The following is a 16,348-nucleotide window of genomic DNA, read 5'->3' on the forward strand; positions in this document are numbered from 1 at the left end:
GCGGCATCAGAACTGGCCGGGCGGCAGCTTGAAGATGTCGGGGCTCTTGGCGTCGGCCACGTAGAACAGCAGCAGGCTGGTCGGCGTCAGCACGCGCTGGTTGTTGTCCTTGTTCTCGAACGTGCCCTGGAGAAGCAGGATGACCGAGCGATCCTTGGCGTCGCTGCCGCGGAACATCACGATGCCGCCGTTGACGGGCATGTTGACCGCGATGGAGTCGGGCTTGAAGCCCTCGCTGAGGAAATGGGCGCGCAGGATGTTGGCGTTGGAGAACAGCTTCTCCGGCGTGATCGCCGCGTCGGTGCCCTTCGACCAGACCGCGCCGACCTGGATCAGAGATTTGGACTTGTAGCCGAACACGTAGGAGAGCTCGGCGGTGCCGCCGTTGGGCAGCAGCTCGGGCGCCGAATACAGCAGGCTGTGCGTCAGCTCGGACGCATTGTCCTGCGCCCTGACGGCGTCGGGCTTTGCGCCGAAATCCTTGGCTATCGCCGCGCGCACGTCGGCCTCGTTCATCCCGAACTTGGCCGAGCGGAAGCCGTCGATCAACTTGGAATCGGTCGCCTTGGACTTGTCGTCCGGGGCCGCTGTCTCGGCGGCGGCTGCCGACGTCGCGCCGGCGGCGACCGGCGTACCGGCGGCTGCGGGAGCGGCACCGGCGGCTCTCGGTGCCGGCGCAGCTTTCTGCTTCGGTACGGCGCCCTGGGCCGCAAGGGGTCCCGCTGCAACGGTGGTGAGCAGGCCGACGAGGGCCGGAACGAGATAGATTTTGCGCATCGAAAACCTTCGAAAAAATATGAAACAACGCTTCAAAAATCGGCAGCTACGAAATCGGCCTCCCCGAACCGTCATCACGACCGAGACGGAAAATGTTGCGACGCCGCGGTGCGTTACAAGGTGTCACGGAGGAGGCAAGGTTCGAAACAGCGACTCTTTGGCGGCGTAGGAATACGGTATCGGGCCGCCAAACGCTGCGAATGAGCAGTCACAAACGCATTTTTTCATCAATTGTGGATGCCGGCCGTTCGCGCTAAGCATCGGGTTGGGGCAAGCCATCATGCAAAGACATCCATGACCGAACGGCCTTCCGCTCTCGCGGTCGATCGCCGCGGGTTCATTCGCCTTGCGGGCACAACCGCCGCGGGGTGGCTGGCGCTCGGCGCAGCATCTGATCGCGTGCGGGTCGTGGCATCGCTGACGGCGTTGCCGCTAGACGACGAACTGACCAGAAGGAGCATGATCGACAGCCCGACCTCCCGCTTGGGTGGCCTCATCGTGGGCTTGAGGCAGCGAGGCTGGGTCGAAGGGGTCAATTTCCGCCTCGAACTCCGTTCGACCTTCGGCGCGCCGGATAGACTGAAAACCGCAGTTCAGGAATTGCTGGCGCTCAAGCCGGATGTGATCCTGACCGGCTCGACGGTCGAAACCGCGGCCGTCCTGGAAGCCACGAAAACCATCCCGATCGTGTTCGCGACCGCCAACGATCCCGTCGGCAACGGCTTCGTCGAAAGCCTCGCCCACCCCGGCGGCAACGTGACCGGCTTCACCAACAGCAGCGCCGAGATGGGTGGCAAATGGCTTCAGCTCATCCGGGAGGCCGTGCCGGATCTTGCGCGCGTCGGTATCCTGTACAACCCGGCGACCACGCCTCGCGGCGGCCGCTTCTTCCTCGATTCCATCGAGCAAGAGGCAGCACTGTCCGGCGTGTCCGTGGTCCCCGCCCCCGTCAGCGCGCCATCGGAGATCGACGAAGCCGTCAGGCCCTTTTCCGAAGCGCCCAAGGCGGCGATGATTGCGCTGGTCGACAGCTTCCTGGTGGTCCACCGGCAGGCTGCGGTGGCCGCGGCGGCCAAATATCGCGTGCCCACGATTTACCCGTTCTACTATTTCATGGATGCGGGCGGGCTGATGAGCTACGGGCCGACGCTCGAAGTGCGCTCGGCTGACTATGTCGATCTCATCCTGCGCGGCACCAAGGCCGGCGATCTGCCGGTGCAGTCGCCGCGGAAATACGAGCTCCTGATCAACCGCACGGTTGCTTGCACGCTGGATTTGACGATCCCATTCACGCTGCTCGCGCGCGCCGACGAGATCCGCGAGTGAACGAGACGATCGACCAGGGAGATCTGCGGCCACCTCCCGGCCGGCTGTTCCGCAAATATCTCTACTCGATCGTCGCACTCGCTTTTGCCGCGCTCGCCATCAACACCGGCTTCGACGTCTGGTTCTCCTATCGCGAGCAGAAGCAGCTCCTGGCGGCGACCCAGCGCGAGCAGGCAGCAAGCGCCGCCATCCAGATCGGCCAGTTCATCGGCCAGATCGAAAACCAGATCAGGTGGCTCTCGCGCCTGCCCCCCGAGTTGTCCACGAACGAGGACCAGCGCCTTAACGCCATCCGCCTCCTGCGCCTCTCGCCTGCGATCGCGGAAATCGCCGAGCTCGACGCCCAAGGCCGCGAGCAGGTGCGCGTGTCGCGCCGTGTCGCGGACAGGATCGGCAGCAAGGCCGACCTCTCCGCTTCGCAGGCCTTCCGCGGCGCCAATGAAAGCCGCGCCTATTACGGGCCGGTCTACTTCCTCGGCGACACCGAGCCGTTCATGACGCTCGCCACGCGCGGAACGGGCCTCACGCCGGACGTGATTGTCGCCGAGGTCAATCTTCGCTTCATCTGGGACCTCGTCGCCGGGATCAGAGTCGGCAACACCGGCAAGGCCTATGTGGTCGATCGGATGGGGTTGTTGATCGCGCATCCCGATTTGTGGCCGGCATTGCGTCGCAGCGATCTCTCCGGCCATGCCGACGTGCGCGCCGCGCTCGATGGCGTCGGGCCGCCCGCCGGCGGCCTGGTCAAGGAAGATCCGTCCGGTCAACGCGTGCTGTCGACCTACGCGACGGTCCCCTCGCTGGGCTGGCTGGTGTTCGTCGAGCTGCCGCTCACCGAAGCCTACGCGCCGATCTATGCGTCGATCGGACGCTCGACTTTTCTCCTGGTCATCCTGCTGGCATGTGCGGTGCTGGTCTCTCTGTTTCTAAGCCGGCGCATGACCGTGCCGATCCAGATCCTGACGCAAGGCGCGCGGCGGATCGGCAGTGGCGACCTCGGCCTGCGGCTCGCGATCAAGACTGGTGACGAGCTGGAGGCGCTGGGCGATCAGTTCAACCGGATGGCCGCTCACTTGCGCGAATCCTATGCGACGCTCGAGCGCAAGGTGATCGAGCGCACCTCCGAACTGGAAAAGACCCGCGACCAGGCCCTTGCCGAGCACGATGCCGCCGAGCGCGCGCGCAGCGCGGCGGTCGCGGCCAACGAGACCAAATCGCGCTTTCTCGCGGTCGTCAGCCACGAGCTGCGCACGCCGCTGAACGGCGTCATGGGCGTGCTGCAAACGCTCGACGACGGCAGCCTCGGCGAAGCGCAGCGGCGCCACCTCACGACCGCGGCCGCGTCGGGCGAAACGCTGATCGCGCTGGTCGACGGCATCCTCGAATATGCGCGCTTGGAGGCCAGCGCCGAGACTCTGGAGACCCGCGATTTCCGCCTCGACCAGCTCATCGAAACGGCCGCCGATCTGATGCGTCCGCAGGCCTTCGGCAAGGGCCTGACCTTCGATCTCGCCTGCGATGCGACGGTCAATACCTCCGTGCATGGCGATCCGGTGCGGCTCAATCGCATTCTGCTCAATCTGATCGGCAACGCGATCAAGTTCACCCCGCGCGGCGGCATCGGCTTGAGCGCAACGGCCGACGGACATGACGATCATGTCCTGCTGCGCATCACCGTTCGCGATACCGGCATTGGCATCGCGCCCGACATGCACGAGCGGATTTTCGAGGATTTCGTCCAGGCCGACGACAGCATCGCGCGGCGGTTCGGCGGTACCGGGCTCGGACTGGCGATCGCGCGGCGCCTCACCCGCCTGATGCGCGGCGAGTTGACGGTAGCGAGCACGCCGGGTGCGGGCAGCTCGTTCATGCTTGAGGTCCCGCTTGGCCTCGCCGCGAGCGGCATCGCGCAAGGCGCGGACCAGCCGCCATCGCGGCAGCTCCGCGTGCTGCTGGTCGACGACGACCCCGTCAATTGCGAGGTCGGCGAAGCGATGTTGAAGAGGCTCGGCCACCACGCCACCATTGCCACGAACGGCGCGTCGGCCATCGCACTCGCCCGCGATCACGCGTTCGATATCATCCTGATGGATCTGCACATGCCCGACATGGACGGCGTCGAGGCGGCATCGCGAATCCGAAAGCTCGGTCTGCCGACCATGCCGCGCATCATCGCGGTAACCGCCGACATGTCGCGCCGCGCCCGCGAGCGGCTTGCAGACGCAGGCATTGCCAGAATCGTCAGCAAACCGATCCTGATCAATGCGCTGCGCGAGGCGATCGAGGACGATGCCCAGAACCAGCCAGCCGCGGCGCAACTCGCCGCAGGCGCATTGATCGACCGGCATTTCCTCGCCGACCAGAAGGAGCTGCTGGGCGCGGCACAGATCGCAAAACTCCATCATTTGTTGCGGGAGACCAGCGAGAAGTTGATCACGGACATTATCGAAGCCGCCGCAGCCGGCGATCGCAAGCAGCTCGCGCGGTCCACGCACCAGCTCGGCAGCGCCGCCGGCGCGCTCGGCCTGGTCCGCCTGTTCGAGCGCTGCAGCGAGGTCGAGCAAGCAGCAGCCTCGATGTCCTCGCCCGAATCCCAGAGCGCCGCACGCGAGCTCGCCGCGATTCGAAATGCTTCGATGAGTACGCTGGATGAATTGCTCTGGCCTGCCGAAGATCGTACGGTCAACTAGACGATCCCCCCGGTAATGACGATGCACGAAATAAAACTCGACGGCAGCAGCTGGAAAACTGTTCAGGACTTTCGACTGGCGCTTAAGATTGCGATAGGGGCGCCCGAATGGCATGGCGACATTGTGGGAGCTTTTCTAGACTCGATTTTTGGAGGCGGGATGAACGCCCTCAAACCTCCCTATGTAATCAAAGTCGTGAACACGGCCAAATTGGTGCCCGAAGTCAAGGAGATGGTCCACGACTTTTCATCTGCGATTGCGAGGACACGAGCGCGTAGGCTTGCGCGCGTTGGCGAGGATGTCGCGGTTCGGTTCGAGATCGAAAACTAGGGAAAATCTGGTCGTGCGCTCATAGCCCTGCGCCCCGTTAGCGGGTTCGCACACCCGCTTCGTCATCCCGGCCAAACCGCTCCACCAGGAAATCGATGAACAGCCGCACCTTCACCGACAGATGCCGGGTCGGCGGATAGACCGCATAGAGCGCGAGCGGCGGCGCGGAATACTCGTCCAGCACCGTTCGCAGTTCGCCCTTTCGCAAAGCATCCGCGGCGATGAACTCCGGGAGCAGCGCGAGCCCCCTGCCCTTGATCGCGACATCGCGCAGCACTTCGGCATTGTTGACGCAGAGCGACCAGGCCGGCTGGATCCAGTGATCGCCGTCGATGCCGGTGAGCTTCCACTGATTGCCCGTGAGCAGGAAGCCGTAGGTCAGCGAGGCGTGCCCGCGCAGATCCTGCGGATGTTTTGGGGTGCCGTGACGCGCGAGATAATCGGGTGAAGCGCAGATCATGCGCGCCACCGGCATGATTTTTCGCGCGATCAAGCTCGACGATTCCAATTCCGCGATGCGCAAGGTCACGTCAAAACCGTCCTGGACGGGATCGAGCAGATCGTCGCTGAGCACGAGCTGGAGCTGCAGCTCCGGATACCGCGCCATGAAATCGGCAAGCACCGGCCCGAGCCGCAGGGTGCCGAACGACATCGGCGCGTTGACGCGTAACAGGCCGCGCGGCGCCGACTGGGCTTGCGTCACGGCCTGGTCGGCCGCCTCGATCTCCGAGAGAATCACAACCGCGCGCTCGAAATAGCGCTGGCCGTTCTCGGTCGGGCTCGCATGGCGCGTGGTCCGGTTCAGGAGCTGCACGCCGAGGCTTTCTTCGAGGTCGGCGATGTATTTGCTGATCGCCGAGCGCGACAGCCGTAACTGCCGGCCCGCCTCGGCAAAACTGCCGCTTTCGACCACCTTTACGAAGGCCCGGAGGCTGGCGACCTTATCCACGGGCCGGCGCCGGCAATTGTTTCCAAATCGTAGACATAGACGTCATATTTGCATGGATTGTCTCCAATCCAAAGCGGAACGATATTTCCGGTCAGAGCAAGACCGCTCCCCGAATTCAGGAGGACGACGATGTCTGGACTGCACCATGTGACCGCGATCGCGGGCGACCCCATCAGGAACTTCGGCTTTTACACCCGTGATCTCGGCCTGCGCTTCGTCAAGAAGACGGTCAATTTCGACGATCCCGGCACCTATCATTTCTATTATGGCGACGAGACCGGCCGCCCCGGCACCATCCTGACCTTCTTTCCCTGGGCCGGCGTGCCGGCCGGGCGCCGCGGCGTCGGCGAGACGCACCAGACCGCCTTCCGCGTGCCGCAAAGCTCGCTCGGCTATTGGACGCAGCGCTTCGTCGAGAAGGGCATCGCTTACGAGGCGCTGGAGAAGCGCTTTGGCGAATCCGTGCTGCCGTTCACGGACCCCGATGGCATGGCACTCGCGCTCGTGGGCATTCCCGGTGCCGAGAGCGAGCCCGGCTGGAGCAATGGCGACGTCCCCGCCGAGCATGCGATCCGCGGCTTCCACGGCGTGACCTTGCTGCTCGACAGCGCGGCAAAGACGGCGGCCGTCCTCACCGACGTGTTCGGCTTCAAGGAGACGGCGCGCGAAGGCTCGGTGATCCGCTTCAAGGCGCCGGGCGACGTCGAAGGCAGCGTCGTCGACATCTACGAGGCCAAGGGCTTTTTGCGCGGGCACCAAGGTGGCGGCTCCGTGCATCACATCGCCTTCCGCGCGGCCGACGATGCCGAGCAGGGCAAGATGGCGCAAAGGCTCGTGAGCAATCACGGCCTGCATCCGACCGAGCAGAGGGACCGCAACTACTTCCGCTCCATCTACTTCCGCGAGCCTGGCGGCGTGCTGTTCGAGATCGCGACCGATATCCCCGGCTTCGCCGTCGACGAGCCCGTCGCGACGCTGGGACGCGACCTGAAGCTGCCGAGCTTCCTCGAAGCGCAGCGCAAGCAGATCGAGGGTGTTCTGCCCAATTTGGAAGAGAGGGTGTCGTGACCGAGAATTCATTCGTCCATCGCTTCGAGCCCGCGACCGGCGCGGGCTCCCCTCCGCTCCTGCTGCTGCACGGCACCGGTGGCGACGAGAACGATCTGCTCGGGCTTGGCAAGATGATCTCGCCCGGCTCGGCCCTGCTCTCGCCGCGCGGCCGCGTGCTGGAGCACGGCATGCCGCGCTTCTTCCTCCGTCTTGCCGAAGGCGTGTTCGACGAGGACGACGTGCGCCGCCGCGCGCACGAACTCGGCGATTTCGTCAGCGAGGCGCGGCAGCGCTACGGCATCGCCGCGCCGATCGCGGTCGGCTTCTCCAACGGCGCCAACATCGCAACCGCGCTGTTGCTGCTGGAGCCGGATGTGCTGGCAGGCGCGATCCTGCTCCGCGCCATGGTGCCGCTGTCGGATCCGCCGAAGGCCGAGCTCGGCGGCAAGCCCGTCCTGCTTCTGTCAGGGCAGGCTGATCCGATCGTTCCGGCGAACAATTCGGCGAAGCTTGCCTCGCTGTTGTCGGAAGCCGGAGCGCGGGTCGAACACAAGGTGTTGCCGGCCGGCCATCAATTGTCGCAAGCGGATGTGACGCTCGCCCGCGACTGGATCGGCACATTCGCCGTCGAAATCGCCTGATCCCGAAGAGCGGCGCACCGTTGTCGAACGGTGCGCCGCTATTTCATTCGAACCAGCCGCGCCGCTTGAACCAGATCAGCGGCAGCACGCCGCTAGCAATGATGGCGAGCCAGGCCAGCGGATAGCCGAACGTCCAGTCCAGCTCCGGCATGTGCTTGAAGTTCATGCCCCAGATGCCGACCAGGATCGTGGGCGGCACGCCCACGACTGAGACGATCGTCAGGATCTTGAACAGCTCGTTCTGCTGGATGTTGATAAAGCCGAGCACCGCATCGAGCAGAAGCTGGATCTTTTCCGACAATCGCGTCTCGTAATCGCCGAGCGAAGCGACATCCTTCGAGACGGCCTCGAGACGCTTTTTCGACGCGGGCGTGATCCACTCGCTCCCGACATCGCCGGCAAACGAGGCGACGCGGCCGACGCCAAGCAGGACATCGCGCGCCTTGGCGAGCCGATCGGCCAGCTCTCCGATGTTCTCCAGCGCCTCGCGCATCCGCCGGCTGGAGCGGACCGGCCGCTTGGTGCGGACGAGCCCGCCCTTGAAGACGCCCCGCGAGAGCCTGTCGACCTTCGCGCCGAGATGCTCAAGAACATCGGCCCCGCGGTCGACCATGGCCTCGACCAGGCTGGTGAACACGCACATGCCGTTCTCCAGGCTGTCATCGGAACCGATACGCTTGCCGATGTCGTCGAAGATCGGCAACTGCGCGAAGCGCACCGTCACCAGCACGCGCGGGCCGATGACGAATCCCACCGGCGTGATCTCGGCCTCGCTGTCCTCGTTGAGCCGGACCGCCGGCGAGCTGAGATAGAGCGTGCCGTTGTCGAGGATCAGGCGGCTCGACGCTTCGATCTCGCTGAGCGAATCCTCGGACGGAACGCGTATCCCGAGCAATCGTTCGACGAACTGCTTTTCCTCAGCGGTCGCGTCCAAAAGATCAGCCCAGATGATCTCGGACGGCATCTCCGCGCCGATCTTCTGCCAGTCGTCGGATGGCCACCTGTACAGCTTGAGCAAGAATCGAACTCCGCATACCCTCGCGCCGGATCGCACGGCCTGCGGCCATCCTGCGCCGAGCTAACGCATGAGGGTTCCGAACGTTCAAAGTCGGGGGAGCATCGGGCCGGCGCAATCAAACCAAGCGGCCGCGGCCTTCTTCGATCATGCCATCATGCCAGTGTTTTGCCCGACGCGTCAACGGCATCGCCGCAAACCATTTCAATTCGCGTGACGCGCAAGCCATTGAAATGACTATCCCCGGCTACTGTGCATGGGGTTGTTTTTCAGGTTTTTGTTTGGACCGGTCTCGTGACGATCTCTTCCTTTGGGAGAGATCGTCACCGAAATCGCGCAATCGACCTGCGCGACGCTACTCCCACCTCCATGTCGAGAAATCGTTCTCGAACTGCGGGACTTCCTTCCAGACGCCTTTCAGCTTCTTGCTGACGACGGTGGGCCATTGCGGCTGGAACAAGTAGGCGGAGGCTGCGTCGGTTGCCAGCATACGCTGGGCGTCGCCGAGAAGCCTGGCACGCGCCGTGTCGTCCGGCGTTGACACGATCTGCTTGTACAATGCGTTGAAGGCCTCGTTGTTGTAGCCGAGATAGTAGTCCGGCTCGGTGACCTTGACGAGGTCGAAGGGCTCGACGTGGCTGACGATGGTGAGGTCGAAATTATGCGGGCCGTTGGGCGCGAACACCTGCGACAGCCATTGCGCCCATTCCACGTTCTCGATCTTGGCGATGATGCCGACCTTGGCAAGCTGGGCCGCGACAATCTCGCCGCCTTGCCGCGCATAGGGCGGCGGCGGCAGCTTCAGCGACAGCTCGAGCGGCGCGGTGATTCCAGCCTCGGCGAGCAGCTTCTTGGACTTTTCGGGATCGTAAGGGTTGATGCCGGTGGTGTCGACATAGCCGAGCGATCCCGGCGTGTAGAAGCTGCCGATCGGCGTGCCGAATCCTTCGACGGCCCCCTCGATGATCGCCTTGCGGTCGATCGCAGCGAGAATCGCGCGGCGAACGCGGACGTCGTCGAGCGGCTTCTTCCGATGATTGATGGCGACAATGGTCTTGGCCTTGGAGCCGCCGATCAGCACCGTGAAGCGCGGGTCGGCCTTGAACTGGGCAACGACGCGAGTCGCGATGCGCGGAAAAGCGTCTACGTCGCCCGAGAGCAGCGCCGCGGCCTGAGCCGCGGGATCGGAAATGAAACGGATCGTCACCTTGGAGAGCTTGATCGCGGATGCGTTGCGATAGTCGGCCCATTTGTTCAGGGTCATCGACGACCCCTTGGCCCAGGCGCCGAACTGGTAAGGTCCGGTCCCGACCGGCTGCGTGACATTGGTTAGCGCGCTTTTCGGCTCGACGATCGAGGCGCTTGCCTGCCCCATCAAGAACGGGAAGTTCGGCTCGGGGTTTTTCAGGGTGATCACGACCGTGTCGGCGTCGGGCGCGGCAACGGACTCGAAGCTCTGGAACAGGCTCTTGTCCTTGTTGGTGCTGGTGGCACCAGCATTGCGTTCGAACGAGAACTTCACCGCGGCGGAATCGAACGGCTCGCCATTGTGGAATTTGACGCCCTTGCGCAGCTTGAACGTATAGGTCTTCAGATCGGGCGAGGCCGTCCAGCTCTCCGCCAGCAATGGCGAGGTCGAGCCGTCTTCGTTGATCTTGGTCAGCGTCTCGTAGATGTTGTAGAGCGTGACTTCGGCGATCGCCGCTGCGGCGGCGTTGGTCGGATCGAGCCCGGGGGGCTCCAGCGTCATGCCCATGACGACGCTGTCCTTCTTGCCTTGCGCCAGTACCGGCAACGGTGCCGCAGCAAACGCAGCGGCACATGCAACGACGAATAATTTCCTGAGCATGCGTAACTCCCCGACCTTCTGTTGTCCCAACCTACGCCAATCCCGGCGCGGACGCTAACCTTCGACGGGCAATTGCGGCAACGCCATCACGGCTTCCGCCTTGTGACAGGCGGCCAGATGCGTCTCGCCCACCTTGCGTAGCTCAGGCAGAACCTCGCAGCAATGCTGATCGGCCAGCGCGCATCGCGAGACATAGGGACACCCGGTCGCGACCGCCGATTGCGAGGCGATCGCCTGGGCCCCGCGCCGGCGCCGGCCGCCGCCGGCGCGCACCCGCGGCACGGCATCCAGCAGGGCCCGTGTATAGGGATGGGCGCAGCGCTCGAACAAATCCTCCGGCCGCCCCTGCTCGACGATACGGCCGAGATACATCACCGCGACCTCGTCGCAGAGATAGTCGACGACGGCGAGATCGTGGCTGATCAGGACGTAACTGAGACCGAACTGCTCCTGGAGGTCCTGCATCAGGTTCAAGACTTGCGCCTGCACGGAGACGTCGAGCGCGGAGACCGGCTCGTCGGCGACGATCAACTTCGGCTGGGTGATCAGCGCGCGCGCGATGGCGATGCGCTGGCGCTGGCCGCCGGAGAATTCGTGCGGATATTTCTCCGTATCGGCATCGCGTAGGCCCACCTGCCGCAGCACCGCGGAGACGCGGGCACGAAGCGTCGTGCGGTCAATCCCCTCCAACACGGTGAGCGGTTCGGCGACGATACGCGCGATGGTCTGGCGTGGGTCGAGCGATCCGTAGGGATCCTGGAACACCATCTGGAAATCGCGGCGGGCGCGGCGCAATTCGTCGGCGGAGATGCGGTTGAGGTCGCGGCCGAGCAGCGCGACCTGCCCCGATGTCGGCCGCTCCAGCGCCATCACCACCCGCGCGAAGGTCGACTTGCCGGAGCCAGATTCGCCGACGATGCCGAGGCTCTTGCCGGCGTCGACCCGCACGCTGACACCGTTGAGCGCGCGCACCTGCCCCGGCGGGCGGAACACGCTTTCGCGCGGCAGCGTGTAGCGCTGCTCGATATCCTTGACGTCGAGAAGAGGCGCCGTGCTCATGCGGTCAGCGCTCCGACGCGTTCAGCCATGGACACGTCGGTCCGGATGCAGCGCACGAAATGGCCGGGTCCGACGTCCACCATCGGTGGAAGCGCGGCCCGGCACTGCTCGATCACGAGCGGACACCGATCGGCGAAGGTGCAACCGGACGGCAGATCAGCGAGCTCCGGGACCGTGCCCGATATCGTCGTCAGCCGCGTCCCCTTGCGTGCGCCGAGTTTCGGCCGGGCGCGGAACAGGCCCTGCGTGTACGGATGTCCCATCCGGCGGAACACCTCGTCGGTCGGTCCGCTCTCGATGATCGTGCCGCCGTACATCACCATCATGCGTTGCACGTTCTCGGCGATGACGCCGAGATCGTGCGAGATCAGGATCATCGACATGCCGCGCTCCTCGACCAGATCGGCGATCAGGTCGAGGATCTGGCCCTGAATGGTGACGTCGAGCGCCGTGGTCGGCTCGTCCGCGATCAGAAGGTCCGGCTCGCAGGCGAGCGCCATCGCAATCGTGACGCGTTGACGCTGGCCGCCGGAGAACTGGTGCGGATAGGCATCGACGCGCCTCGCCGGATCGGGCAGCCCGACGCGGTCGAGCAAGGCGATCGTTTCTCGCCGCGCCTGCGATGCCGAGTATTTCTTGTGACGCCGCAGCGGCTCGGCGACCTGGTGGCCGATCGTGTGCATCGGGTTGAGCGCGGTCATCGGCTCCTGGAAGATCATGCTGATGCGATTGCCGCGCAGCCGACAATAATCCGCGTCCGACAAACCAGCGAGTTCGCCACCATCCAGCTTGATGCTGCCGGTGACGACGGCGCTGTCCGGCAGCAGCCCCATCAGCGACAACGCCGTCACCGACTTGCCGCAGCCGGATTCGCCGACGAGCCCGAGCGTCTCGCCGCGCTTCAGGGCAAAGCTGACGCCGCGCACAGCCTGGGCCGGCCCGCGGCTGGTGTTGAGGCGCACGCCCAGGTTCGCAACCTCGATCAGCGGCATGGTCGAGCGCTCACCCATCCTCATCGCTCCCGCGCCAATCGAGGGTCGAGCAGATCGCGCAGTCCGTCGCCGAGCAGATTGAGGCCGAGCACCGCGATTGCAATCGCAGCGCCCGGATAGACCGCGAGCATCGGCGACTGGAACAGCAGCGTCTGCGCGTCGTTCAGCATCCGTCCCCAAGACGGCTGCGGCGGCTGCGTGCCGAGACCGAGATAGGACAAGGCGGCTTCGGCAAGAATCGCGAGCGCAAACTGGATCGTCGCTTGCACGATCAGGATCGACAGGATGTTGGGCAGCACGTGCTCGATGGTGATGCGAAACTTGCCCTTGCCTGCCGCGCGCGCGGCCAGCACGAATTCGCGCGCCCAGATCGCGTTGGCCGAGCCGCGCGTCAGCCGGATCAGCGTCGGGATCTGGAAGATGCCGATGGCGACGATCGAGGTCACCATGCCCGGCCCCGCGACCGCGGCGAGCATGATCGCGGAGAGCACGGCCGGAAAGGCGAAGGTGAAATCGGAGAAGCGCATGATGATCTCTTCGGTCCAGCCCCGCCTGGCCGACGCGATCAGACCGAGACAGACGCCGAAGGTGAGGCCGATGCTGACCGCGATGATGCCGACCATGATGGTGGAGCGGGCGCCGGCCAGCAGCAGCGAGACGATGTCGCGGCCGAAGACGTCAGTGCCGAGCCAGTGCGCGGCCGAGGGCGGCCGGAGCTTTGCGGCGATGTCGATCTCATAGGGCGACCAAGGCGTCCACAGCAGCGACAGCAGCGCCGAGGCGAGAACCAGCAGGCTCAGCGCGCCGCCGAGCACGAAGCTGCGATGACGCAGCGCGCGGCGCCAGAAGGTCCGGGCCGGCAGAGGGCGCGCTGTGGCCGGCGCATCGACGAGGGTGGTCAGCGGCGCGCTCACAGATCGTGGACCTTGATGCGGGGATCGACGAAGGCATAGAGCACGTCGACCACGAAATTGACGATGACGACCATGGTCGCGAGCAGCATCACGCAGTTGCGCACCACGATGAGGTCGCGGTTGGCGATCGATTGGAAGATCAGGCGGCCGAGGCCCGGCAGATAGAACACGTTCTCGATCACGATGGTGCCGGCGAGCAGATTGGCGAATTGCAGGCCCATCACCGTCATCACGGGAATCATGGCATTGCGCAGCACGTGCTTCCACAGCACCTCGCGCTTGCCGAGCCCTTTTGCGCGCGCCGTGCGGACGAAATCCTCGCGCAGCACTTCCAGCACCGCCGAGCGCGTGACGCGTGCGAGGATCGCGGCCTGCACCACCGCGAGCGATACCGCCGGCAGCAGCAGCGACTTGATCCCGATCCAGATGCCGTCCTCCCAACCGGGAAAGCCGCCCGCGGACAGCCATTGCAGCCGCACCGAAAACAACAGCACCAGCAGGATCGCGAACCAGAAATTCGGCAGCGCGATGCCAACCTGCGTCAGTGACATCACGCCGACGTCGCCGAGCTTGTTGTGGTTGGCGGCGGTGTAGATGCCGGCCGACAGCGCCAGCGTCACCGTGATCAGCATGGACATCATCGCGAGCGGAATGGTCAGCACCAGCCGTTCCGCGATCAGGCTTGCGACCGGCGTGCCGTAGACATAGGAGTTGCCGAGATCGCCGACGAGCAGCCCCTTGATCCATTGCAGATAGCGAAGCGCCAGCGGCTGGTCGAGCCCGAGCTTGACGGTGAGCGCGCGGACCGCATCTGGCGAGGCGTCGGCGCCCATCAGCATCTGCGCGGCGTTGCCCGGAAGAGCATCCAGCACCAGGAAAATGATCACGGACGCGCCGACCAGCGTCGCCAGCAAGGTCAGCACACGTCGGAGGACAAATACGCTCATGCGCGCTCGGATTCAGGGCTCATCCGCAGCACGATCAACATGTCCGAGCACCGGAGGCAAGTGCTTTGCGAACAAGTCCTTTGCATGTCCCTCTCCTCAAGCCGGCCAGCGGGACAGGAGGTCATGCGAGGCTTCGAACAACGCGCTCGCGCGCAGCAAGTCGGCATCGCTGCGGAAGCGGCCCACGAGTTGCAAGCCGATCGGCAGGCCGTCGCGGCCAAAGCCGCAGGGCAGACTGATCGCGGGGTGCCCGGTCATGTTGAACGGCATGGTCCAAGGAAACCAGTGCGGCCGGACGCTGTCAAACTGCCTGCCGTCGATCTCGATGGTGCCGAACAGATCCTGATCGATCGGCAGGGCGGTGCGGGTGATGGTCGGCATCGCCAGCAAATGCCCGCGCGCAAGCAGGGATTGCACCCGGCGGAACAGCGCCGTGCGGGCGAACATCGCCTCTTGATAGGCGACGCCGCTGACGTCGGTGGCAAGCGCAAGCTGCTCGAGGAAGGCCTCGCTCAGCGCGTCCCCATGCTCGGCCGCGAGCTTTGCAAAGCGCGTCCGCCAGACCGTGTGATTGATGGCGCGCCAGATCGGCTCGATGTCGAACCCCTCGCCGGAGAATTCCTCGAGCTCGGCGCCGAGCCCTGCCAACCGATCGAGGCTCACATTGAAGCCGGCCTCGACATCGGCAGAGACGGGGCGTCCGGGCGGCGAAAGGCAGTACAGGATCTTCTGCCCACGCAGATCGCCGCGCGGCGCGGCCGTGCCGACGAAGTCGGGCACGGGAACGCCGATCGACCAGGGATCGCAAGAATCCTCGCCGGCCATCGCCTGCATCATCAGCGCGGTGTCGGCGACGGTCCGAGTCATCGGCGTGACATAGGTCTGGTTGCCGAACACGTCCAGCGCCTGGCTATGCGGGATGACGCCGTTGCTCTGCTTCAGCCCGACAACGCCGTTGCAGGCGGCGGGAATTCGCGTCGAGCCGCCGCCATCGGTCGCGATCGCCAGCGGCGCGATGCCGCTCGCCACCGCCACCGCCGCGCCGCCGCTGGAGCCGCCGGAGGAACGCTCGGCGCTCCACGCATTGCGGGTGCGGCCGAACAGCGGCGAGTCGGTCAGGCATTTGCTGCCGAATTCGGGCGTCGTGGTCTTGCCGATCAGGATGGCGCCTTCCGCGCGAAGCCGCGCAACCGCGACGGCATCCTCGTCCGGAACATTGTCCCTGTAGGGAATGGCGCCGAAACTGGTCTTCACGCCCTTGGTGTTGACAATGTCCTTGACGGTGACGGGGATGCCGTGCAGCAGGCCGAGCGGCCCGCCGGCCATCAGCTTGCGCTCTGCCTCGCGCGCGGCGGCAAGCGCCTCGTCGCCGCAGATCGTGATGAAGCAGTTCAGCTCGGGCTGGAGCGCTTCGGCGCGGGCGAGCACCGCGCGGGTGAGCTCGACGGGCGAGATCTGCTTTGTCGCGATGAGGCCGCGCAGCACGGTTGCGGACAGCAGGCAGGGATCACCGTTCATCGTCACTTCGCTCCGAACCCGGCCGCCGGTGGCCGATAGCATTGACAGCCAGGATGACAGTTTTGTTAACTCGCCGCCAATACGATTTTGAACACCAACCCATACGTTTTCGGTATGCCAATGGATCTTCGCCGGCTCCGCTATTTCGTCGCCGTCGCCGAGGCGCGCAGCGTCGGCAAGGCCGCCGAGCGGCTGCGGATGGCGCAGCCGCCGCTCTCGGTCCAGATCCGCAAGCTGGAGGCCGAGGTCGGCGCGCCGCTGTTCCGCCGCGGCACGCGCGGCATGGATTTG

The 16,348-nt window shown here is 65.1% G+C and carries 15 protein-coding genes; 6 read left to right on the top strand and 9 right to left on the bottom strand.

Annotated features, from left to right (window positions below):
• Positions 1–6: 6 nt before the first annotated feature.
• Positions 7–777, bottom strand: a complete 771-nt coding sequence (locus BRA1253DRAFT_RS08810; RefSeq protein ID WP_007593180.1) for a hypothetical protein — start codon at positions 775–777, stop codon at positions 7–9.
• A gap of 294 nt (positions 778–1,071) precedes the next feature.
• Here BRA1253DRAFT_RS08810 and BRA1253DRAFT_RS08815 point away from each other — a divergent pair, with 294 nt between their 5' ends.
• The 3 genes from BRA1253DRAFT_RS08815 to BRA1253DRAFT_RS08825 are packed head-to-tail and all read left to right on the top strand — an operon-like array spanning position 1,072 to position 5,123.
• Positions 1,072–2,103, top strand: coding sequence for an ABC transporter substrate-binding protein (locus tag BRA1253DRAFT_RS08815; protein ID WP_007593181.1), 1,032 nt, complete (start codon positions 1,072–1,074; stop codon positions 2,101–2,103).
• On the top strand, positions 2,100–4,793 hold the full coding sequence (locus BRA1253DRAFT_RS08820; protein ID WP_007593183.1) for a hybrid sensor histidine kinase/response regulator: 2,694 nt from the start codon (positions 2,100–2,102) through the stop codon (positions 4,791–4,793). Before BRA1253DRAFT_RS08815 ends, BRA1253DRAFT_RS08820 begins: the two co-directional genes overlap by 4 nt.
• A 15-nt stretch (positions 4,794–4,808) precedes the next feature.
• Positions 4,809–5,123: a hypothetical protein gene (locus tag BRA1253DRAFT_RS08825; protein WP_035993050.1), complete on the top strand. Its 315-nt coding sequence runs from the start codon at positions 4,809–4,811 to the stop codon at positions 5,121–5,123.
• 37 nt (positions 5,124–5,160) lie between these two features.
• Here BRA1253DRAFT_RS08825 and BRA1253DRAFT_RS08830 read toward each other — a convergent pair whose 3' ends face one another.
• Positions 5,161–6,072, bottom strand: a complete 912-nt coding sequence (locus BRA1253DRAFT_RS08830; RefSeq protein ID WP_007593186.1) for a LysR family transcriptional regulator — start codon at positions 6,070–6,072, stop codon at positions 5,161–5,163.
• A gap of 129 nt (positions 6,073–6,201) precedes the next feature.
• On the opposite strand from BRA1253DRAFT_RS08830, the gene BRA1253DRAFT_RS08835 reads away from it, so the two are divergent.
• Both BRA1253DRAFT_RS08835 and BRA1253DRAFT_RS08840 read left to right on the top strand, forming a co-directional pair.
• Entirely contained in the window at positions 6,202–7,140 is a 939-nt protein-coding gene (locus tag BRA1253DRAFT_RS08835; RefSeq protein WP_007593189.1) for a ring-cleaving dioxygenase, read from the top strand.
• Positions 7,137–7,763, top strand: coding sequence for an alpha/beta hydrolase (locus BRA1253DRAFT_RS08840; RefSeq protein WP_007593191.1), 627 nt, complete (start codon positions 7,137–7,139; stop codon positions 7,761–7,763). The genes BRA1253DRAFT_RS08835 and BRA1253DRAFT_RS08840 overlap by 4 nt, the downstream gene beginning before the upstream one ends.
• A gap of 43 nt (positions 7,764–7,806) precedes the next feature.
• Here the strand turns inward: BRA1253DRAFT_RS08840 and BRA1253DRAFT_RS08845 are convergent, their stop codons facing one another.
• From BRA1253DRAFT_RS08845 to BRA1253DRAFT_RS08875, 7 genes are all read right to left on the bottom strand, one after another.
• Positions 7,807–8,781 (bottom strand): magnesium transporter CorA family protein, encoded by a 975-nt coding sequence (locus BRA1253DRAFT_RS08845; RefSeq protein ID WP_007593193.1) that lies wholly within the window; start codon positions 8,779–8,781, stop codon positions 7,807–7,809.
• Positions 8,782–9,133: 352 nt separating this feature from the next.
• Positions 9,134–10,627: an ABC transporter substrate-binding protein gene (locus BRA1253DRAFT_RS08850; protein ID WP_007593194.1), complete on the bottom strand. Its 1,494-nt coding sequence runs from the start codon at positions 10,625–10,627 to the stop codon at positions 9,134–9,136.
• 54 nt (positions 10,628–10,681) lie between these two features.
• The gene (locus tag BRA1253DRAFT_RS08855) at positions 10,682–11,686 is read right to left on the bottom strand and encodes an ABC transporter ATP-binding protein (protein WP_007593196.1); all 1,005 of its coding nucleotides are present in this window, start codon (positions 11,684–11,686) and stop codon (positions 10,682–10,684) included.
• On the bottom strand, positions 11,683–12,696 hold the full coding sequence (locus BRA1253DRAFT_RS08860) for an ABC transporter ATP-binding protein (RefSeq protein WP_007593199.1): 1,014 nt from the start codon (positions 12,694–12,696) through the stop codon (positions 11,683–11,685). Before BRA1253DRAFT_RS08860 ends, BRA1253DRAFT_RS08855 begins: the two co-directional genes overlap by 4 nt.
• A 2-nt stretch (positions 12,697–12,698) precedes the next feature.
• The gene (locus BRA1253DRAFT_RS08865; RefSeq protein WP_007593200.1) at positions 12,699–13,592 is read right to left on the bottom strand and encodes an ABC transporter permease; all 894 of its coding nucleotides are present in this window, start codon (positions 13,590–13,592) and stop codon (positions 12,699–12,701) included.
• Positions 13,589–14,539 (bottom strand): ABC transporter permease, encoded by a 951-nt coding sequence (locus BRA1253DRAFT_RS08870; protein WP_007593201.1) that lies wholly within the window; start codon positions 14,537–14,539, stop codon positions 13,589–13,591. Before BRA1253DRAFT_RS08870 ends, BRA1253DRAFT_RS08865 begins: the two co-directional genes overlap by 4 nt.
• Before the next feature lie 96 nt (positions 14,540–14,635).
• Entirely contained in the window at positions 14,636–16,057 is a 1,422-nt protein-coding gene (locus tag BRA1253DRAFT_RS08875) for an amidase (RefSeq protein ID WP_007593202.1), read from the bottom strand.
• Positions 16,058–16,177: 120 nt separating this feature from the next.
• Here BRA1253DRAFT_RS08875 and BRA1253DRAFT_RS08880 point away from each other — a divergent pair.
• The coding region (locus BRA1253DRAFT_RS08880; RefSeq protein ID WP_007593203.1) for a LysR family transcriptional regulator at positions 16,178–16,348 on the top strand (171 nt) is incomplete at its 3' end.

The organism is Bradyrhizobium sp. WSM1253, from assembly GCF_000244935.1.
Lineage (GTDB): Bacteria > Pseudomonadota > Alphaproteobacteria > Rhizobiales > Xanthobacteraceae > Bradyrhizobium > Bradyrhizobium canariense.